This is a genomic window from Frankia alni ACN14a, from assembly GCF_000058485.1.
Classification (GTDB): domain Bacteria; phylum Actinomycetota; class Actinomycetes; order Frankiales; family Frankiaceae; genus Frankia; species Frankia alni.
This window is the reverse complement of sequence record NC_008278.1, coordinates 6567749-6586905: the sequence shown is the minus strand read 5'-3', so window position 1 is coordinate 6586905 and position 19157 is coordinate 6567749. Positions and strand designations below refer to the sequence as shown.

The window sequence follows — 19157 nt, the reverse complement described above, 5'->3', positions numbered from 1 at the left end:
GGCGCGGCCGGCTAGCGCCCGACGCCGACCGGCGGCTCGAACTTCCGCGTGCGGGCGAGCCCCGCAGCGCGGCCCTTGCCGGCGACGACCTCGGCCATCTTGCGGCTGGCCTCGTCGATCATCTCGTCGCCGAGCATCACCGCGCCGGTCAGTCCGCCCTCGGCGGAGGTGTGCCAGGCATAGGCGTCGAGGATCAGCTCGGCGTGGTCGTAGTCGTCCTGGCGCGGCGCGTAGATCTCGTTGGCCGCCTCGATCTGGCCGGGATGCAGCACCCATTTCCCGTCGAAGCCGAGCGCGGCCGAGCGGGCGGCGGTCGCCCGGAATCCCGCGGTGTCGCGGATCTGGAGGAAGGGGCCGTCGATCGCCTGCACCCCGCGGGCGCGGGCCGTCTCGAGAATCTTGAACAGCACATAATGGAAGGGGTCGCCCGGATAGTTCGGGCTGAGCGCGCCGACGGTGAGCGACGGCATGTTGATCGAGGCCATGAAGTCGGCCGGGCCGAAGATGACGGTCTCGATCCGGGGGCTGGCAAAGGCGATCTCGCGCACGTTCGACAGGCCGAGCGCCGTCTCGATCTGCGCCTCGATCCCGATCCGGCCGACCTCGAACCCCAGCACCTTCTCGATCTGGGTGAGCAGCAGGTCCAGCCAGGCCACCTGGGCGGCCGACTGCACCTTCGGCAGCATGACGCAGTCCAGGTTCGCCCCGGCGCCCTCGACGACCTCGATGACGTCGCGGTACGTCCAGCGGGTCGTCAGATCGTTGACCCGGACGACCCGGGTCCGGCCCGCCCAGTCGCCCTCGTTGAGCGCGGCGACCACGTTCGCCCGGGCGGCCTCCTTCGCGCCGGGCGCGACCGAGTCCTCCAGATCGCAGAACACCTGGTCGGCGGGCAGGCCCTGAGCCTTGCCGAGCATCTTCGTCGAGGATCCGGGGACGGCCAGACACGATCGGCGGGAACGCTGCGGCATGATCTCTATGCTATCGACTCGTTACCCATCGTGCTCGCTCTCGGTTCCGGATCCCCGGATCGATCCGTTCGGTGAGCAACTCCCGGCCGACCTGTGCCGACCTGTGGCCGCCTGCGTCTCCTTCGATCATCGACGACCAACGGCGACGTCCGCGACGCGGCCGGTGCCCGCGGCCGCGCCCGGACGGCCGCACCGGCCCCGAGAATGCCCAGGCGGGCGGGTATGCCGGGGTCGGGGTTGCGGGACGTGCCCGCGCGGGTAGCCTCCGGCCGTGAACAGGACTGCGGCGCCGGCCCGCGGCGGTATGTCCGCCCATGCCGGGAACGGTCAGTGACCACGATGCCCACGCGCCCCACCCAGTCCCGGGTGTACTGCCGCCGCCTGGCCGGCCTGCTGGTCCTCGACCCCAACGGCGACCAGGTCGGCCGGGTCCACGACATCATCGTCACGCTGCGCCTCGGCCACGAGCCGCCGCGCGTGCTGGGCCTCGCCGTCGAGGTCCAGCGCCGCCCGATCTTCGTGCCGATCGGGCGGGTCACCGGCGTCGAGTCCGGCGCGGTCGTGCTCTCCTCGGCCCGGCTGAGCTGGCGGCGCTTCCAACAACGGCCGAACGAGACCCGGGTCCTCGGCGAGCTGCTCGACCGCCGCGCCACGCTGCTGTCGTCGGGCACCGAGGTCACCGTCGTCGACGCCGCGATCGAGCCGATCCGCGGCGGGGACTGGGTGCTCGACCAGGTGGCGGTCCGCACCGGGCGGGGGCGGCGCGGCGAGGTGCGCACCGTGGCCTGGGACGAGGTGACCGGCCTGTCGCTGGCCGAGGGGGGCCAGGGCGCGGCGAACCTGCTGGCCGCGTTCGAGAAGCTGCGCCCCGCCGACCTCGCGACGCTGCTGCACGACCTGTCCGACAAGCGGCGTGCCGAGGTCGCCGCGGCCCTCGACGACGAACGGCTCGCCGACGTCCTGGAGGAACTGCCCGAGGACGAGCAGGTGGAGCTCCTCGGCGGGCTCGCCGAGGAACGCGCCGCGGACGTGCTGGAGGCGATGGGCCCCGACGACGCGGCGGACCTGCTCGGTGAGCTGCCCGCCGAGGACGCCGAGCGGCTGCTGCGGCTGATGGAGCCGGACGAGGCCGCCGACGTGCGCCGCCTGCTGCGCTACGCCGACGACACCGCCGGCGGGATCATGACCAGTGAGCCGGTCGTGCTCGCCCCGAACGCGACGGTGGCCGAGGCGCTCGCCCGCATCCGCGAGCCGGAGCTGTCCCCGGCACTGGCCGCGCAGGTCTACGTGGTCCGCCCGCCGTATGAGACCCCCACCGGCCGCTACCTGGGCCTCGCGCACTTCCAGCGGCTGCTGCGGGAGCCGCCGTCCACCCTGGTCGGCGGCGTGATCGACGTGGACATGGCGTCGCTGCGGCCGGAGACGCCGCTCGCCGAGGTCACCCGGCTGCTGGCGTCGTACAACCTGGTCGCCGCGCCGGTGCTCGACCGCGGCGGACGGCTCGTCGGCGTGGTCACCGTCGACGACGTCCTCGACCACCTGCTGCCGGCCGACTGGCGCGAGCGCCAGCTCGAGTCCGACGTCGACACCCACACGACGCCGGGTCTGTTCGCCCCGCCCCCGGGCGGTGGGGAACCCGGCTCCCTGGGTGGGGTGGGCGCCAGCCCGCCGGCGGTTTCGTGAGAGGGCGGCAGCGCGGCGCGCGCCTGGACCAGCCGCGGCCGTCGCGGCGCGCGTCGCTGCGGCCCGCCTACGAGCCGGACGCGTTCGGCCGGATCGCCGAACGCGTGGCCCGGTTCATCGGGACGGCGCGCTACCTCGTCGCCCAGAGCATCGTCATCGTGGTGTGGGTCGCGTACAACGTCTTCGTCCCCGGCTCCGCGCGGTTCGACGAGTTCCCGTTCATCTTCCTGACGCTGGTGCTGTCGCTGCAGGCCGCGTATGCAGCGCCGCTCATCCTGCTGGCGCAGAACCGCCAGGACGACCGGGACCGGGCGAACCTCGCCCAGGACCGGGAGCAGTCGGTCCGCACCCGCGACGACACCGAGTACCTGGCCCGGGAGCTGGCCGCCGTGCGCATCACCATCGGCGAGCTGGCCACCCGCGACTTCCTGCGCTCGGAGCTGCGCGCCCTGCTCGCCGAGCTGGACGCGGCCGACCGCGACCGCGACCGGGACCGCCGCGACCGGCGCCGGCGCCGCGAGGGCGACCGCCGCGACCGCCCCGACCGGGCTGTTACGACCGGGCGTCTCCCCGCCCGAGAAGCGCGCCCCGCGCCGCCGAGCGGGCCCCTGTGGGGGAGCGCGCGCCTGCCGAAACACGCGGCCCTGCCGCTGAGCGGGCCGCGGCCGGAGAGCGGGGGCGCGACTCGGACCAGGACGGCGCCCGGCCCGCTGGAGGGCCGCCTGGCGGGCCGGAAGAGCGCTGACCGCCGCTGCCGCCGGGGCGCGGGCCGCCAGCCGGGCAGCACGATCGCCCGCGCCACCTGCTGGCCAGGTGGGTGGTCAGGAGGTGCTGGACGTCGGCGGCGTCGGGTCGGGTGTGGCAGGCCGGCCGGTCGGCTGGTCGGGCGGCCGCGGCAGGGGCTCTAGGGCTGGCCGGCCGCGCCGCGGCAGAGGGTGAGCACCGCCATCGCGATCTCGACGCCGCGGGGACCCAGCTCGTCCGCCCAGACGGCGATGATCTCGTTCTCGCGGGCGTGCTCGATCCGTGGGCCGCCCTCGGCCGAGCGCAGCGCCTGAATCTGCCGGGACAGGTCGCGGCGGGTGGCGAGCAGCTCGCGGAGCTGCGCGTCGATGTCGTCGATCTGCTGGCGCCCCGCGGGGATGTTGCTGATCGTCAGCGGCTCGCCCGCGAGCGGCGCGCGCCCCGCGCCGGTAAGGGTGGCGCCCGGCGCCGTGGGCGCGGGGATCGCGGCGTCGGGACGGTCGACGAGGTTGTCCACGAATGGGCCTTTCGATCGGAGGCCCGGCGCAGCCCAGGCCGAGACGACCCGGGGCGGACCGGGCCTGGGTCTGACGCTCGTACCGCGTGAGGTCAGCGGTGGAGCGGGGACCGTGCCCGGTCCCCATAAAACGGAGGCAGCAGCGCGCCGGGGCGCGAGGTTCGGCTGCTCTCCATACAGCAAGCATGCCAGCCCGGCGCGAATCCGTCCAGGAACCGACGCCGCGCCGAAACCGCCCTCCTCGTCCCGGATGGTCTGCCCGATCGCTGGCCCGCCGCCGGCGGGCGATCGGTGCCTGACCGACGGGGTTGGTGCGGGGTGCGATGATCGGTCGATGGCACAGATGGAGCTCGGCGGCATGCCCCGCAGGCTGTTCGCCTGCACGCCGTCGCGACTGGCCGCGTTCGAGGACTGCCCCCGTCGTTACCGGATGATCTATCTGGACCGGCCGCGCCCGCCGAAGGGCCCGCCGTGGGCGCACACCTCCTTCGGCGTCAGCGTGCACAACGCGCTGCGCCGGTGGTGGGAGGAGCCGCATCAGCGGCGCACCCCGCTGCGCGCCGCCGAGCTGCTGCGCCTGGGCTGGATCGACGAGGGGTTCCGCGATCCCGAGCAGTCGCAGCACTGGCGGGAACGGGCCGTCGGGATGGTCCGTGGCTATGTCGAGGGCCTGGACCCGGCGGCCGAGCCGCGCGGGGTCGAGCGCTCGGTCGCCGCCCGCACCGAGGCGCTGGCCTTCTCCGGCCGGATCGACCGCCTCGACGACCGGGACGGGGAGCTCGTCGTCGTCGACTACAAGACCGGCCGGCGACCCGTCACCGACGACGACGCCCGGACCTCGCGGGCCCTGGCGCTCTACGCACTGGCCGCGGGCCGGATGCTGCGCCAGCCCTGCCGGCGGGTCGAGCTGCACCACGTGCCCAGCGGCCGGGTCGCCGTCGCCGAGCACACCGAGGACAGCATCGCCCGCCACGTCCGCCGGGCCGAGTCGGTCGCCGCCGATGCCGTCGAGGCGACCGAGGCGCTGCGCGGCGGCGGCGAACCCGACCGGGCCTTCCCGCCGCGCCCCGGCTCGCTGTGCTCGTGGTGCGACTTCCGGCGGCTGTGCGCGGAGGGCCAGGCCGCCGGTCCCGAGCGCCAGCCCTGGGCCGCTCTCGGCGAGGACTGAGCCCGCCCCCTGGACGACGCCGTGGCCCTGCGAGCTGCCGGCAGGGCCCGCCGGATGCCACCGCGGGACCCGCCGGATGTCACCATGGGACTGTGTCCGAGCAGACCACCGCCCCCGCCCAGCCGCGGGTCTCCGCGAAGGCGATGACCTTCACCGAGTCCGTCATCCGGGACATGACCCGGCTTGCGCTCGCGCACGGCGCGGTGAACCTGGCCCAGGGGTTCCCCGACTTCGCCTGCCCGCCCGAGCTCAAGGAGGCGGCCAAGGCCGCCATCGACGCGGACGTGAACCAGTACGCGATCACCTGGGGGGCGGCGGAGTTCCGCGCCGCGGTCGCCGCGAAGGTGGGGCGGACCTACCCGGGCTGGTCGGTCGATCCGGACACCGAGATCTGCGTGACCTGCGGTTCGACCGAGGCGATGATCGCCACCATGCTGGCGCTGGTCGACCCCGGCGACGAAGTGATTATGTTCGAGCCGTTCTACGAGAACTACGGGCCCGACACGATCCTGTCCGGCGCCCGCCCGCGGCTGGTCCGCCTGCATGCCCCCGACTGGTCGATCGACCCGGCCGAGCTGCGCGCGGCCTTCAGCGACCGGACCCGCGCCATCGTCCTGAACACCCCGCACAACCCCACGGGCAAGGTGCTGCGCCGCGACGAGCTGGAGCTGGTCGCCGAGCTCTGCCAGCGCCACGACGCGCTGGTGTTCACCGACGAGATCTACGAGCACATCCACTATCTCGGACCCGGCGGTCACATCCCGCCGGCGACGGTCCCCGGCCTCGAGGATCGGACCGTCACCATCAACGCCCTGTCGAAGACCTACGCGGTCACGGGCTGGCGGGTCGGGTGGACGATCGCGCCACCCGCCTACACCTCGGCGATCCGCAAGGTCCACGACTTCCTGACTGTCGGCGCGGCCGCACCGTTGCAGGCCGGCGGTGTGGCGGCGATGGGCCTGCCGCCCGCCTACTACGACGGGCTCGCCGAGCAGTACCGTGCCCGCCGCGACCTGCTGTGCGCCGCGCTGACCGATACCGGGTTCACGTTCCGCCAGCCGGACGGCGCCTACTACGTGATGTGCGACACCCGCGCGATCGACCCGGGCGGCGACGATGTGGCGCTGGCCCGGCGGCTGGTCACCGAGATCGGGGTGGCGACCGTGCCCGGCTCGTCGTTCTTCGCCGATCCCGCCGACGGCCGCCACATCATCCGGTTCGGCTTCCCCAAGAAGCTCTCCACACTGCAGGCCGCGGCGGACCGCCTGGCCCGGCTGGGCCGCCCGGCCGCCGACGGCTGATCCGTCGCTGTGTGCGGGAGACGCGGTGCGGTGCGATGTGCACGGTCCGCAGGCTCAGACCGTGCAGAACGCACCGCAACCGGCCTTGTCCGGCGTGGGTCAGGCTGTCGGGGCGGGATCGGCGGGGGCGAGCGGGGGCGGCGGGGTGGGTAGCCGGTAGCCGAGGCGGGCGGCGCGGGCGTGGCCGGCGCGCAGCTCGCGGTCCAGCTCGGCGAGTTCGGCGCGCACGCCGCCGCGCGTCGACCGGCCGAGCAGGGCCGGGCGGGCGCTCATCGCCGCGGGCTCGGGCGGGGCGTAGCGGCCGCGCAGGTACTCCCCGATCCACCGGCCCCGCGCGCCGGCCAGCTCCGGGGCTCCGTCGACGTGGAAGACCCAGGCGGCGGCCAGGTCGAACACGCCGCCGAAGCGGGGCGAGTGCGGCCCGCCCGGCCCCAGCCTGGCCGTGTCGACGCCCAGCACGACCGCGTCGAAGACGCCGAGCAGGTCGCCTCCCGCCTCGGCTCCGTAGCCGCCTCCCGCGCCGCCTCCCGCGCCGCTTCCCGCGCCGGCTTCCTTGGCGCTCGGGGACGGGGGCGACGCCGGGAGCCGGGGATCGGCCCGCACGCCATGGACCTCGAAGGGTGGTGCCGCCGGGCCGGCCGTCAGCAGGCGCAGGGTGTCGGGCGACACCGCGACGACCTGGTCCGCGCAGCCGTAGGCGGCGAGGCGGTCGTGGGCGGCCGGCGGCACGGGGCCGGCGGAGAAGGCGGCGACCGCGAGCCCCCCGTCGACAAGGGAGATCGTCGCGGCGGCGGTGGCCGCGTCCACGCCGAGGACGGCGACCCGGGGAAGACCTGTCACGCTCGGGCACTCTAGTGGCGCCGCGCCGGGGCCTTCGCACTACGGTGAAGACATGAGTGTCGTCAAGATCAATGCGCTGACCGTGCCCGCCGAGATGCGGGCCGCCCTGGAATCGCGGTTCGCCGGCCGGGCCGGGATGGTCGAGCAGGCCGACGGGTTCGAGTGGTTCGAACTGCTGCGCCCGATCGAGGGAACCGACACCTACCTCGTCTACACCCGCTGGCGTAGCGAGGAGGACTTCCAGAAGTGGCAGTCCTCCCAGGCGTTCGAGGAGGGCCACCGTCGGGCGGCCGCCGAGGCCGCGGCCGCCTCGGGCGCGCCGGCCGGGCAGGGCGCGCCCGCGGGTCACGGCAGTGCCGCCGGTCATGGCGGTGCCGGCGGTCATGGCGGTGCCGCCGGTCATGGCGGTGCCGGCGGTCATGGCGGGCCGGGCGGTCACGGCGGTGCCGGCGCCCCCGCGGCGACCGGGGCCACGCTGTGGTCGTTCGAGGTGGTGCAGTCGGCGTCGCCCGGCTCCGCCTGAGGCTGGCGCTGCCTGAGGCCGGCTCGGTCTGAGGCCGGCGCTGCTCAGTCGTGGTGGCTGGCGTCGGTGACCTCGCCGACGAACTGCTCGACCACGTCCTCCATCGCGATGACGCCCACGGTCGTTGCCGCGGCGTCGACGACCCGGCCCAGGTGGCTGCCGGCGCGCTGCATCCGGCGCAGCACCTGGTCCAGGGGCGTGTCCGTGGCCAGCTCCACCATCTGGTGCAGCCTTGCTGGGGCCAGCGGGGTGTCGAGGTCCTCGGGCGCGATTCCCAGGACGTCCTTGGCGTGCAGGAACCCCGCGATCTCGGTCCCGGCGTCGGGTACCCGCACCGGGAAACGGGAGTAGCCGGTGCGGGCGACGACGTCCTCCAGCTCGCGGGCGGTGGTCGTCCAGGCGATCGTCACGGCCTGCGACAGCGGGATCATCACGGCGCCCGCGTCCCGGTCGGACAGCTCCAGGGCGCTGGTGAGTCGCTCGTGCTCGGCCTGTTCGAGCAGCCCCTCCTGCTTCGACTCGGCGATGATGGCGGCGAGTTCCTGCGGGGTGTAGGCGGAGGAGAGCTCGTCGCGGGGTTCGACCCGCAGCAACCGCAGCACCCGGTTGGCGAAGGCGTTCAACAGGAGCACGAACGGCGAGGTGGCCCGGGCGAAGGCGATCAGGGGCGGCCCGAACCAGACCAGGGCCCGTTCGGGGCCGGCGATCGACAGGTTCTTCGGCACGATCTCGCCGAGCACCATGTGCAGCGCGGACACGACGATCAGCGCGACGGCGAAGGCGATCGCGTGCCGTGCCGCCCCGGGGACGGCGAGCGCGTGGAGCAGATCCGTCAGCAGCCGTGCGACGGCCGGCTCGGCGACGGCGCCGAGGGCCAGCGAGCACAGCGTGATGCCAAGTTGGGTCGCGGCGAGCAGCGGGGAGAGGTGCTCCAGGGCGCCGATGACCGAGCGGGCCCGCTTGTCGCCCGCCTCGACCATGGGTTCCAGCCGGTCGCGGCGCGCGGAGACGAAGGCGAACTCGGCGCCGACGAAGAACGCGTTGCCGGCTGTCAGCGCGAGCCCGGCGAGCATCGCGAGCAGGGTCACGGTCCGCTCTCCGTCCGGGCCTTCGGCGCCCGCCCGTGCCCGGTCTGCGCGTGCCCGGTCTGCCCGTGCCCGGTCTGCCGCGCCGGCCCGTGCCCGGTCTGACGGGCCTCGGGTGGCCGCGCCGGCGGGTCGGTCAGCCGCACCCGGTCGATGCGGTGCCGATCGACCGCCACGACCGTCAGGGTGACGCCGTCGACCTCCACGTGTTCCCCGACCGCGCCGAGATGACCCAGGCGGGCGAGGACCAGCCCGGCGACCGTCTCATACGGCCCCTCGGGCAGCCGGACGCCGGTGGCCTCGACCGCCTCGTCGGGTCGCAGCAGCCCGGACAGCAGCCAGGATCGCGGCCCGTCGGGTACCACGCCGGGGATGCTCGGCAGGTCGTGCTCGTCCGACACCTCGCCGACCAGCTCCTCGACGAGGTCCTCCAGGGTGACGATCCCGGCGGTCCCGCCGTACTCGTCGATGACGGCGGCGAGCTGCAGCCCGTGCCGGCGCAGCCGGGACAGCAGCGCGTCGCAGCCCAGCGAGGCGGGCACCAGCAGCGGCGGGACCATGATTTCGCGCACGCTCACCGCGGCGCGCCGCGCGGCCGGGATCCGGAAGACGTCCTTGACGTGCACGACCCCGACCACGCCGTCGACGTCGGCGGCCCCATCCCCGCCGGCGCGCTCCGACTCGGCCCGTCCCCGGACCGGGAACCGGGAATGACCGGACTGCTGCGCCACCTGGAGCAGGTCGGCGACGTGCATGTCGGCGTCGGCCCAGGTGGTCCGGACCCGCGGGGTCATCACGTCGGCGGCGTGGCGGTCACCGAAGCGCAGCGATCGCCGCAGCAGCGTCGCCGTCGTGGTCGGCAGGGTGCCCTGGCGGGCGGAGGCCCGCACGATCGAGCCGAGCTCGGCGGGGGAGCGTCCGGCGTGCAGCTCGTCCTGCGGCTGCACCCCCAGAGCGCGCAGGATCGCGCCCGCGACCCCGTTGAGCAGCCTGATGAGCGGACCGCACACCCGGGAGAACCCGACCTGAGGCCAGGAGACGGCCCGGCCCACCCGCAGCGGCTCGCTGATCGCCCAGTTCTTCGGCACCAGCTCGCCGAAGACCATCTGGCTCACCGTCGCGGCGAACAGGGCGAGGACCAGCGCGAGCACCGAGCTCGGCGTGTCCGGCAGGCCGACGGCGTGCAACGCCGGATGCAGCAGCGCGGCCAGCGCCGGTTCGGCGAGGTAGCCGACGGCCAGCGAGGTCACCGTGATGCCGAGCTGCGCGCCGGAGAGCTGGAACGACAGCGAGCGCACGGCGGCCGACAGGGCCTGGGATCGCCGATCGCCGGCGCGGGCGGCCTGCTCCGCCTGGTGCGGCTCGACCGCGACGAGGGCGAACTCCGCCGCCACGAACACCGCGTTGGCGGCGATCAGCACCACGACGATCGCGAGGTAGACGATCGCCTGCATCACCCGGCGCCGCCGATCCCGGCGGGCATGGTCACCGTCGCATCACGTCCGTCATCCAGAGAGGGAATCGCGGGCAGGGGCCGCTGGTGCTGCGCTACCCGGCGGCCCGGGCCCGCACACCGGGGCAGGGCCACGGTACGTCCGCGTCTCGCCCGGGCGGCGCCCGGCGGGCGGGTGTCCGGTCTGTGGCGGTTGGCACGCGAGCGGCGAGGCGCGTCGAGGTTTCGGGACGCCAAGTGTTGTGACCACACGATTACGCATCCACACTGATCGGTGTGGCACACGTACTTGCGGTTGCGAACCAGAAGGGCGGCGTCGCCAAGACGACCTCCGTGGCCAGCCTCGGCGCCGCGCTGAGCGAGCTGGGGCGCCGCGTCCTGCTGGTGGATCTCGATCCCCAGGCGTGCCTGACCTTCTCCCTCGGCCTGGATCCCGACACCCTCGAGCTGTCCGTGCACGACGTGCTCCTTGGACGGCTCTCCGCGGGCATCGTGATCACCAGGACCTCCGACGGCATGGACCTGCTGCCCGCGACGATCGAGCTGGCCGGATGCGAGGCGGTGCTGCTGTCGCGAACCGGTCGCGAGCACGCGCTGCGGCTCGCCCTCGCCGAGGTGATCGACGCCTACGACTTCGTGCTCGTCGACTGCCCACCGTCGCTGGGCGTGCTGACCATCAACGGGCTCACCGCCGCCGCCGAGGTGATCGTGCCGCTGCAGTGCGAGACGCTGTCGCACCGCGGTGTCGGCCAGCTCCTCGACACGGTGCACGACGTGCAGCGACTGACGAATCCGGGCCTCGGGGTCCGCGGCGTCCTGCCGACCCTGTTCGACGGGCGGACGGCGCACTGCCGGGCCGTGCTCGCCGATGTGTCCGCGCGGTACGACATCGCCGTGCTCACGCCGCCGATCGCCCGCTCCGTGCGGTTCGCCGAGGCGCCGGGCACGGGCCGGTCGATTCTGTCGACGGCGCGGCGATCGAAGGGCGCCGAGGCCTATCGGGCGCATGCCCGGGCCATCGCCGAGGCGGTCGGAGCAGGGCCGCACGACGCCGAGCCCCACTATGCCGACCCCCACGACGTCGAGCCCCACAACGTCGACCCGCGCAGCACAGAGCCCCGCAACGCCGAGCCGGTCGGCGCCGAGCCCCTGGAGCCGGTGCCCCTCGAAGCAGCGCCCCTCGAAGCGGTTCGGGGCGGACAGGTGCCGGTCGGGGTCAATGGAGCCCGGGGGTGAGTGGGGGGCCGAGTGACCCGTCACGGTCGCCGCGCGCCCAACAGCGCGCGTCCGCCGGGTTCGACCGGCTGCGCCCGCGCGGTTCCCGACCACCGGTGGCGACGCCGACCCCGTCGGGTCCATCGGTGGGACGGGACGCGCACGGCAAGCGTGCGCTGTACAGCGGGCTGAGGCCGACGACCCCGCCGAACACGAGCCTGCGCGTCGAGTGCTCCCGCTGCGGGCAGACCAGCCTGCTCAGCGCGTGGCAGGCGCTGCGGGTTCTCACCCCCAGCGTCCACCTACCGCTGGTGCGCCCGCGGCACCCCTCGCTGCTGCGTTGCCCGACCTGCCGCCGGATGAGCTGGGTGCGGCTCGGACTGCACCTGCGCCCGGCGGGCTGAACGGCTGCCGCGCTGGGTACCAACGCCGGGCCAGGGGGCCACGCGGGCCGGCGTTGGACGGGATGAGCGGGGGCGGTCCGCCTGGTCAGGCGGACTCGGCCCGCGGAGACTCGTCGTCGAGCGCGCCGATCGAGCTGATCGCGTCGCCGTCGGCCTCCGTCAGGTCGCCGGCCGTACCGGAGCCGCGCCCACGGTTGCCGCGGCGGCGACGGCGGCGACGGACCGGCTCGCCGCCCCCGGCCGGGGACAGCGTCGAGACGACGTGCGCGGTGTCGGCGGTGCCGTCGGAGGCGACGACGTCCAGGTCCAGGTCCAGATCCAGATCCGGCGCCGGGTCGTCCTGCTCGCTGCCGTCGGCGGCGATGGTCAGGCCGGTCGCGGCGGCCGCGGCGCCACCACCGCGGGTGCGGCGACGGGTGCGGGTGCGGGCCGGCACCGGCGGGTTGTCCGCCTGGGGCGCCTCGCGCCCGGAACGCGCCCCGCGGCGCCCACCACGACGGGACTCGCCGAGGTCCTCGAGGTCCTCCGCATCGAGCCCGGCGCGGGTGCGCGCGGCGTGCGGGAGGGTGCCCTTGGCCTCCGGCGGGATGCCGAGCGCCTCGTACAGGTGCGGCGAGGTGGAGTAGGTCTCGAGCGGGCCGTCGAACGGCAGCGCGAGCGCCTTGTTCACCAGCGTCCACCGGGGCAGGTCGTCCCAGTCGACGAACGTGACGGCGACGCCGCTCTCGCCGGCGCGGCCGGTGCGGCCGATCCGGTGCAGGTAGACGTTCTCGTCCTCGGGGCACTGGTAGTTCACGACATGGGTCACGCCGCTGATGTCGATGCCGCGGGCGGCCACGTCGGTCGCGACGAGGACGTCGACCTTGCCGGCCCGGAACGCGCGCAGCGCCTGCTCGCGCTGGCCCTGCCCGAGGTCGCCGTGCACGGCGGCGGCGGCGAAGCCGCGCTTGTCCAGGTCCTCGGCGACCTTGTCGGCGGTGCGGCGGGTGCGCACGAACACCATCGCGAGCCCGCGGCCACCCGCCTGCAGGACGCGGGCGAGCACCTCCATCTTGTCCAGCGCGTGGGCGCGGAAGACGTGCTGGTGCGTGGTCGGCACCGTGCGCGTCTCGTCCGGCTGCTCGGCGCGGACGTGCACCGGCCGCTGCATGAAGCGGCGGGCCAGCGAGATGACCGGGCCGGGCATGGTCGCGGAGAACAGCATGGTCTGCCTGCTGGTCGGCAGCTGCGCCATGATGCGCTCGACGTCGGGCAGGAAGCCCAGGTCGAGCATCTCGTCGGCCTCGTCGAGCACCAGCGTGCGCACGGCGGCGAGGTCGAGCACCCGCTGCCGGGCGAGGTCGAGCAGCCGCCCCGGCGTGCCGACGACGATGTCGACCCCGGCGCGCAGCGCGGTGAGCTGCGGTTCGTAGGCGCGTCCGCCGTAGACGGACAGCACCCGCAGGCCGCGGCCCGCGCCGGCGCGGGTGACGTCGGACGTCACCTGAACGCACAGTTCGCGGGTCGGCACGACGACGAGGGCCTGCGGCCGGCCGTCGGCGCCCTCGCTCGCCGCCAGCACCGTCTGGACGATGGGGATGCCGAAGGCGAGGGTCTTGCCGGTGCCGGTGCGGGCCTGGCCGATGATGTCGTTGCGGGCCAGGGCGAGCGGAAGCGTCAGCTCCTGGATGGGGAAAGCGTGCACAATGCCCGCTTCGGTCAGCGCCTCGACCGTCTCGGAGCGAACCCCGAGGTCGGCGAACGTGGGCGCGGCCGGCGTTGCGGGCGTGTCGGTCAGGGGTTGGGGAGTGGGTAGATCATCCGAGGGTGCTGCGGCTGTGACGGACAGCGGGACGCTCCTGGTCTTCTCTGAGCGGTGTCTACGCTGAACCCGCTCGCGGTGAGCCGCGCGGCGCCCGCGACCCGAAGTCCGTGTGCCCCGGCGCCATAGATGGCTACTCTGGGTGCACAGGTGACGAGGCGACGCCTGCTACGCGACAGCCGAGGTGACATAATGACCTCTGGCTAAGACCTAGCATAGCTGGTGTGCGCGCCGAGTGGGGGCTCCTCGGCCGAGGTTTGCCGACAGCGACGGCGGCAGGTGCCAGAATCGCGGCTGTGACACAGACATCCTTCCCGCCGACCGACGCGCCCGGACCGGACCTGGCCGGCCAGCCGGACCAGGCGACCGTCGACCTGCTGGGCCTGCTGGCCTACGGCGAGCTGACCGCCTTCGAGCGGATGGCCACCGACGCGCGGATGTCCCCCACCCTCGGTGACAAGATTGCCCTTGCGGCCATGGCCGCCGCCGAGTTCTCCCACTTTCAGGCCATCTGCGGGGAACTGGATCGGCTCGGCGTCGACCGGGAGCACGCGATGGCGCCGTTCATCGGGCCGCTGACCGCGTTCCACAACTCGACCGCCCCGGCCGACTGGTTGGAGAGCCTTGTCAAGGCGTACGTGGGCGACAACATCGCGGCCGACTTCTACCGCGAGATCGCCGCGCGCCTGCCCTCGCCGTCGCGAGAACTCGTGTTGAAGGTCCTCGACGACACCGGCCACGCCGCATTCGCGGTCGACCGGGTGCGGGCGGCGATCGAGGCCAACCCGACGGTCGCCGGGCGCCTCGCGCTGTGGGCCCGCCGACTGGTCGGCGAGGCGCTCACCCAGGCGCAGCGGGTGGGCGTCGACCGGGACGCGCTGACCGGCCTGCTGGTCGGGGTCGGCGACCTGGACGCGCTGGCGGCGATCTTCAACCGCATCATGGCCGCGCACGGCCGCCGGATGGCGGCGCTGGGTCTGTCCGCCTGATCGCCGCGCCGCCGCCGCATCGGGCCTGTCCGCCTGTCCGTCTGTCTGCCTGATCGCCCGCCGGGCGTGCCGGGCGGACAGGCCGCACGGCACGCCGAGCTCGCGATCAGTCCTCGATCAGCCGCCGAAACCGACGCGCCGCGGCCCGCCGGCGGCGATCTCCACGTAGGCCAGGGACGCGACCGGAACCACCACCTGCCGACCCTTGTCGTCGGTGAGGCTCAGCACGCCGTTGTCGGTCTTGACCGCCTCTCCCACCAACGCGGCGAGGGCCTCCGCCGACTGGTCGCTCTCCAGCACCAGCTCCCGGCTGACCTGCCGCACGCCGATCTTGACCTCCACCGATGACCTCCGCCTTCGTCGCACCTACCGCCGGCGGACACCCGCCGCCGAGGTTGGATCACCGCCCACACTATGGCTTCCGGGACTTCTCCACCGGGACGGGAACGGCGTGTTCGCTCCCGGCACACCCGGCGCTCACCGGTCGGACCGGCGCTCCTCGTGCGCGGGCCTGGGATCGGGTGCTTCGGTGCGGGGGTACCCGCCGATGCCGCGCCAGGCCAGCTCCACCATCGACTCGATGGCCCGCTCCTTCGCCACGGTGCCACCGCGGACCAGCCACCACCGGGAGGCCGTCTCGGCGAGCCCCACCAGCCCGACGGCGAGCAGGTCGGCCTCGTCCTGGGTCAGCCCGGTGTCGGCGACGATGGTCGCCGCGATGGAACGCACGCACTGGGCGAACGCGGTCTCGATGCGCTGGCGCACCGCGGGCACGCTGCGCAGGTCCGACTCCAGCACGAGCTGGTGGGCGCCCGACGGGTCGTTGACGAAGTCGAAGTAGGCGCGCACCGAGCGCGCGATGCGCGCGTGGTTGTCGGTGGTCGACGCGAGCGCCTCCTGCACGCTCGTGACGAGCTGGGTGGCGTGCTCGTCGAGCAGCGCGAGGTACAGCTCCAGCTTGCCCGGGAAGTGCTGGTAGAGGACCGGCTTGCTGACGCCCGCCCGCTCGGCGATCTCGTCCATCGCGGCGGCGTGGTAGCCCTGGGCGACGAACACCTCGCGCGCGGCTCCGAGGAGCTGAAAGCGGCGGGCGGTGCGAGGGAGCCGGGGAGTCCGCCCCGGGCGCGTGCCGGGCGAGGCTGGCTCGGCGGTCACCGGCGCACCTCCTGGTCGATGTGGTCAACACTACCCGCGGACTCCGACAGGGCGCGGGCACCGGATCGCGATCACCGGACCCCGCCGGCCGGCTCACTGTCGCACAGCGGGCCGGCCGGACGTCCGGGGGTGGCGAACGTCGGGCGGCGGCATCATCCGTAGGCCGAAGGTCGGGGCGGCGTCAGCGGTGGGCCGAAGGTCGGGGCGGCGTCCGCGGTAGGGCGAAGGTGGGGCGGCGTCGGCGGTGGGGCGGCGTCGGCGGTGGTGGGTCAGCGGTCGTAGTCGTCCTCGTCGGTCTCGACGACGATGCTCTGCTCGACGACGTCGAACTCGTCGGCCTCACTCGGCCGCGCGGGGGGCACCGGCGGGGCGCCCGCCGGTGGGCGCACCTCCCGGGCCTGCTCGGCCGCGTCGGCGTCCGGCGTCTCCAGAGGAAGGCCGGAGACTGGCAGATCGGTGGGAACTCCCATGGGGACGTCCTCCTGCGCTCGTCGGGGTGGCGGCCCGCCGCGGCGGGTGCCGGATGCGGTCCGGGGCCCGGGCCGGGTCCGGATCGCGGTGTGCCCGGAATCGGGCCGTCTCACGCGGAACCATCCGACCCACCCGGTCGGGCCGATCGCCCGCCGGTGGACGGGTCCGTGCGCAGGGGGGCGAACAGGTCCCCGTGGTCGTCGACCCGCCGCAGCACCTCGTCCGCGGTGAAGACCAGATCCTCGGGGCGCCGGCAGCCGCGCACCTCCGCCCAGGTCACCGGCGTGGAGACGGTGGGGCGTTCCCGCCCGCGCAGCGAGTAGACGCTCACCGTCGTCTTGGCCGGGTTGTTCTGCGACCAGTCGAGCAGCACCCGACCGCCACGCAGATCCTTGCGCATGTTCGCGACGACGAGGTCGGGATGGTCACGTTCCAGCCGGGTGGCCACCGCGCGCATGTCCGCCCGGACCTGCATGGCGGTTCGCCCGTCGGACACCCGTCCGTAGACCTGCAGGCCCTTGGACCCGCTGGTCTTCACGCACAGGGGCTCGGGCAGCACCTCGCGCAGCAGCAGGGCCACCCGGGCGCAGTCGACCACCGTGGCCGGCGCGCCCGGGTCCAGATCGGCGACGACGAGGTCGGGCAGCCCGGTCGAGATCCGCCACATCGGGGTGTGCAGTTCGAGCGCCGCGAGGTTGGCCAGCCACACCAGGGTGGCGCGGTCGGTGGCGACGAGGTAGTCGATCGTCGAGCGGTCCTTCGTGGACCCGGGCGAGGGCAGCCGTGCGGTGGTGGTCCAGTCGGGCCGGTGCGAGGGCGCGTTCTTGGTGAAGAAGCTCGACTCCGCGACGCCGTTCGGGAAGCGGACGACGGTCAGCGGCCGGTCCGCCAGGTGCGGCACGGCGACCTCGCTGATCCGGTGGTAGTAGTCGATGACCTGGGCCTTCGTGAAGCCGGTGGCCGGATAGAGGACCTTGTCCAGGTTGGACAGCCGGAGCTGGCGGCCATCGACCTCGACCGTCGTCTGGTGCGCCGCGTCGCTCATCCCGGCCCCGTTCCCGCCGTGCCCGCCGTGCCCGCCGCTCCCGCCGATGTGCCGGGCACGTCCTCACCCCTTCCGGCCGGTGCCGACGGTGGCAACCCGGCGTCATCCGAGCGGTGTCCCGCTCGCGAACCGCCCTGCCCAGGGTCGCGTCTGCTGATAACTTTGGGCGTTTCCCTCATCTGGCTTACTCGTGGGCGTCCGGTGGGTCACCATGGTGGGTAATCGACGTGAGGGGCGAACATGCGTTCGATCTGGAAGGGTGTGATCTCCTTCGGCCTGGTGTCGATCCCGGTCCGGCTCTACTCCGCGACGCAGGAACGGGATGTCGCATTTCACCAGGTCAGGCGCTCGGATGGGTCCCGCGTGCGGTATCGCCGAGTGGCGGAGGCCGACGGGGACGAGGTCAACTACGCCGACATCGCCAAGGGTTACGAGCTGCCGGACGGCCAGACCGTCGTGCTCACCGACGAGGACTTCGCGAACCTGCCGTTGTCCACCTCCCGGGCGATCGATGTGCTCGAGTTCGTCCCGCTGGAGCAGGTCGACCCGATCTACTTCGCCAAGAGCTACTACATCGAACCGGACCGCACCGGCGCGAAGCCCTACGTCCTGTTGCGCGACGCGCTCGCCGAATCGGGCCGCGTCGCGCTGGTGAAGATAGCTCTGCGGCAGCGCGAGCAGCTCGCGACGCTCCGGGTGCGCGACGGCGTCTTCGTCCTGGAGACGATGATCTGGCCGGACGAGGTGCGCGAGCCGGACTTCCCGTTCCTGGACGAGGACGTCGAGGTGCGTCCGCAGGAGCTGGCGATGGCCGCCTCGCTGATCGACACCCTCGCCGCCGACTTCGACCCCACCCGGTTCACCGACGAGTACCGGGAGGCTCTGCAGTCGGTCATCGACGCCAAGATCGCCGGCCGTGAGGTGGTCAGCCCGCCGGCCAGCCCGGAGCAGGAGCCGGTCGGGGACCTGATGGCCGCGCTGCGCGCGAGCATCGCCGCCGCCCGGCGGGACCACCCCGACGGTGCCGGCGCCGCCGAGCCCGCCGAACCCGTCGCTGCCGCCGAGCCCGCCGACGAGAAGGCCAGCCCACCAGAAGTGAGAGGCACGGCGTCGAAGACCGCCCCAGCCAAGGCCGCGCCTGCCAAGGCCGCGCCTGCCAGAACGACGGCGGCCAAGGCCGCCAGAACGACGGCGGCCAAGTCCGCGCCTGCCAGAACCACGGCGGCCAAGGGCACCGGCGCCAGGGGCACTGCAGCCAAGGACGCGGCCGCCAAAGGCGAGACCGCCCGGGGAGCCGCGAAATCGAAGGCCGCGCCTGCACACACCGCTGCGCCCACCCGACGCTCAGCCTGATCTCACCGGAGCGGTAGCGCTGTCAGCCGAGGTTGCCGGCCCTGCCCCCGACGCCGGTTGCGGTACGTTTTGCCTGGTCCTGGTTCGCAGGCCGTGCGCACCGCACCGCAACCGGCTTCCCGCAGGCCAGAACCGGGGCTGCCGGGGGGCGACCGCGGGGCCGGCCGGGGCCGGCCGCCGCGGGAGGGAGCTAGCGGCGGAAGGCGTCCTTGGCCTTCTCGCCGGCGTCGCGCAGGTCGGCGACGCCGCGTTCGCCCCGGCCCTCGGCCCGCAGGTCCCGGTTGCCGGTGGCCTTCCCGGCCGTCTCCTTGCCCCGTCCTCGCAGCTCGTCCACCTTGTTCCTGACCTTGTCAACGAAGGACACCGCACTCAACTCCCCACGGGGTGTGGTCATCAGGTCATCGTCGGTGTACCCAGCGGGGTCCGGGGAACACGCCGG

The 19157-nt window shown here is 74.0% G+C and carries 20 protein-coding genes; 9 read left to right on the top strand and 11 right to left on the bottom strand.

Annotated features, from left to right (window positions below):
• Positions 1–11: 11 nt before the first annotated feature.
• Positions 12–971 carry an HpcH/HpaI aldolase/citrate lyase family protein gene (locus tag FRAAL_RS26480; RefSeq protein WP_011607123.1) on the bottom strand — a complete coding sequence of 320 codons (960 nt, stop codon included), beginning with the start codon at positions 969–971 and terminating at the stop codon, positions 12–14.
• A 339-nt stretch (positions 972–1310) separates the two neighbouring features.
• On the opposite strand from FRAAL_RS26480, the gene FRAAL_RS26475 reads away from it, so the two are divergent.
• Positions 1311–2654: a magnesium transporter MgtE N-terminal domain-containing protein gene (locus tag FRAAL_RS26475; RefSeq protein WP_041941035.1), complete on the top strand. Its 1344-nt coding sequence runs from the start codon at positions 1311–1313 to the stop codon at positions 2652–2654.
• Entirely contained in the window at positions 2651–3562 is a 912-nt protein-coding gene (locus FRAAL_RS35335) for a DUF1003 domain-containing protein (RefSeq protein ID WP_011607121.1), read from the top strand. Before FRAAL_RS26475 ends, FRAAL_RS35335 begins: the two co-directional genes overlap by 4 nt.
• Here FRAAL_RS35335 and FRAAL_RS26465 read toward each other — a convergent pair.
• The gene (locus FRAAL_RS26465; RefSeq protein WP_011607120.1) at positions 3559–3915 is read right to left on the bottom strand and encodes a chorismate mutase; all 357 of its coding nucleotides are present in this window, start codon (positions 3913–3915) and stop codon (positions 3559–3561) included. The two genes, FRAAL_RS35335 and FRAAL_RS26465, sit on opposite strands and share 4 nt — an antisense overlap.
• Positions 3916–4249: 334 nt before the next feature.
• On the opposite strand from FRAAL_RS26465, the gene FRAAL_RS26460 reads away from it, so the two are divergent.
• Both FRAAL_RS26460 and FRAAL_RS26455 read left to right on the top strand, forming a co-directional pair.
• Positions 4250–5083 (top strand): RecB family exonuclease, encoded by an 834-nt coding sequence (locus FRAAL_RS26460; RefSeq protein ID WP_041939821.1) that lies wholly within the window; start codon positions 4250–4252, stop codon positions 5081–5083.
• A 92-nt stretch (positions 5084–5175) separates the two neighbouring features.
• Positions 5176–6384 carry a pyridoxal phosphate-dependent aminotransferase gene (locus FRAAL_RS26455; RefSeq protein WP_011607118.1) on the top strand — a complete coding sequence of 403 codons (1209 nt, stop codon included), beginning with the start codon at positions 5176–5178 and terminating at the stop codon, positions 6382–6384.
• Positions 6385–6483: 99 nt separating this feature from the next.
• On the opposite strand, the gene FRAAL_RS26450 is transcribed toward FRAAL_RS26455, so the two are convergent.
• Positions 6484–7224: a hypothetical protein gene (locus FRAAL_RS26450; RefSeq protein WP_011607117.1), complete on the bottom strand. Its 741-nt coding sequence runs from the start codon at positions 7222–7224 to the stop codon at positions 6484–6486.
• Between the two features lie 52 nt (positions 7225–7276).
• Here FRAAL_RS26450 and FRAAL_RS26445 point away from each other — a divergent pair, with 52 nt between their 5' ends.
• Complete coding sequence (locus tag FRAAL_RS26445; RefSeq protein WP_041939820.1) at positions 7277–7747, top strand: antibiotic biosynthesis monooxygenase family protein; 471 nt, start codon at positions 7277–7279, stop codon at positions 7745–7747.
• A gap of 44 nt (positions 7748–7791) precedes the next feature.
• Here the strand turns inward: FRAAL_RS26445 and FRAAL_RS26440 are convergent, their stop codons facing one another.
• Entirely contained in the window at positions 7792–8835 is a 1044-nt protein-coding gene (locus tag FRAAL_RS26440) for a hemolysin family protein (RefSeq protein WP_011607115.1), read from the bottom strand.
• Positions 8832–10286 (bottom strand): hemolysin family protein, encoded by a 1455-nt coding sequence (locus FRAAL_RS26435; RefSeq protein ID WP_231861754.1) that lies wholly within the window; start codon positions 10284–10286, stop codon positions 8832–8834. The genes FRAAL_RS26440 and FRAAL_RS26435 overlap by 4 nt, the downstream gene beginning before the upstream one ends.
• A 275-nt stretch (positions 10287–10561) precedes the next feature.
• Here FRAAL_RS26435 and FRAAL_RS26430 point away from each other — a divergent pair, with 275 nt between their 5' ends.
• Both FRAAL_RS26430 and FRAAL_RS26425 read left to right on the top strand, forming a co-directional pair.
• Positions 10562–11521: a ParA family protein gene (locus tag FRAAL_RS26430; protein WP_011607113.1), complete on the top strand. Its 960-nt coding sequence runs from the start codon at positions 10562–10564 to the stop codon at positions 11519–11521.
• A 125-nt stretch (positions 11522–11646) separates the two neighbouring features.
• Positions 11647–11904 (top strand): hypothetical protein, encoded by a 258-nt coding sequence (locus FRAAL_RS26425; protein WP_011607112.1) that lies wholly within the window; start codon positions 11647–11649, stop codon positions 11902–11904.
• Between the two features lie 85 nt (positions 11905–11989).
• On the opposite strand, the gene FRAAL_RS26420 is transcribed toward FRAAL_RS26425, so the two are convergent.
• The gene (locus FRAAL_RS26420) at positions 11990–13588 is read right to left on the bottom strand and encodes a DEAD/DEAH box helicase (RefSeq protein WP_011607111.1); all 1599 of its coding nucleotides are present in this window, start codon (positions 13586–13588) and stop codon (positions 11990–11992) included.
• Positions 13589–14001: 413 nt separating this feature from the next.
• On the opposite strand from FRAAL_RS26420, the gene FRAAL_RS26415 reads away from it, so the two are divergent.
• Positions 14002–14694 (top strand): ferritin-like fold-containing protein, encoded by a 693-nt coding sequence (locus tag FRAAL_RS26415; protein ID WP_011607109.1) that lies wholly within the window; start codon positions 14002–14004, stop codon positions 14692–14694.
• A gap of 117 nt (positions 14695–14811) precedes the next feature.
• Here the strand turns inward: FRAAL_RS26415 and FRAAL_RS26410 are convergent, their stop codons facing one another.
• The 4 genes from FRAAL_RS26410 to ligD all read right to left on the bottom strand — a co-directional run bounded on the left by FRAAL_RS26410 (position 14812) and on the right by ligD (position 17365).
• A complete protein-coding gene (locus tag FRAAL_RS26410) occupies positions 14812–15036 on the bottom strand; it encodes a DUF3107 domain-containing protein (RefSeq protein ID WP_041939818.1) in 225 nt (74 codons plus the stop codon).
• 135 nt (positions 15037–15171) lie between these two features.
• Positions 15172–15849 (bottom strand): TetR/AcrR family transcriptional regulator, encoded by a 678-nt coding sequence (locus tag FRAAL_RS26405; RefSeq protein WP_011607107.1) that lies wholly within the window; start codon positions 15847–15849, stop codon positions 15172–15174.
• A gap of 269 nt (positions 15850–16118) precedes the next feature.
• Positions 16119–16319 (bottom strand): Rv3202a family protein, encoded by a 201-nt coding sequence (locus FRAAL_RS26400; RefSeq protein WP_011607106.1) that lies wholly within the window; start codon positions 16317–16319, stop codon positions 16119–16121.
• A 110-nt stretch (positions 16320–16429) separates the two neighbouring features.
• Positions 16430–17365, bottom strand: coding sequence for a non-homologous end-joining DNA ligase (gene ligD, locus FRAAL_RS26395; protein WP_011607105.1), 936 nt, complete (start codon positions 17363–17365; stop codon positions 16430–16432).
• A gap of 240 nt (positions 17366–17605) precedes the next feature.
• Here ligD and ku point away from each other — a divergent pair, with 240 nt between their 5' ends.
• Positions 17606–18718: a non-homologous end joining protein Ku gene (ku, locus tag FRAAL_RS26390; protein WP_011607104.1), complete on the top strand. Its 1113-nt coding sequence runs from the start codon at positions 17606–17608 to the stop codon at positions 18716–18718.
• A 190-nt stretch (positions 18719–18908) separates the two neighbouring features.
• Here ku and FRAAL_RS26385 read toward each other — a convergent pair whose 3' ends face one another.
• Positions 18909–19112 carry a CsbD family protein gene (locus FRAAL_RS26385; RefSeq protein WP_083866929.1) on the bottom strand — a complete coding sequence of 68 codons (204 nt, stop codon included), beginning with the start codon at positions 19110–19112 and terminating at the stop codon, positions 18909–18911.
• Positions 19113–19157 lie beyond the last annotated feature (45 nt).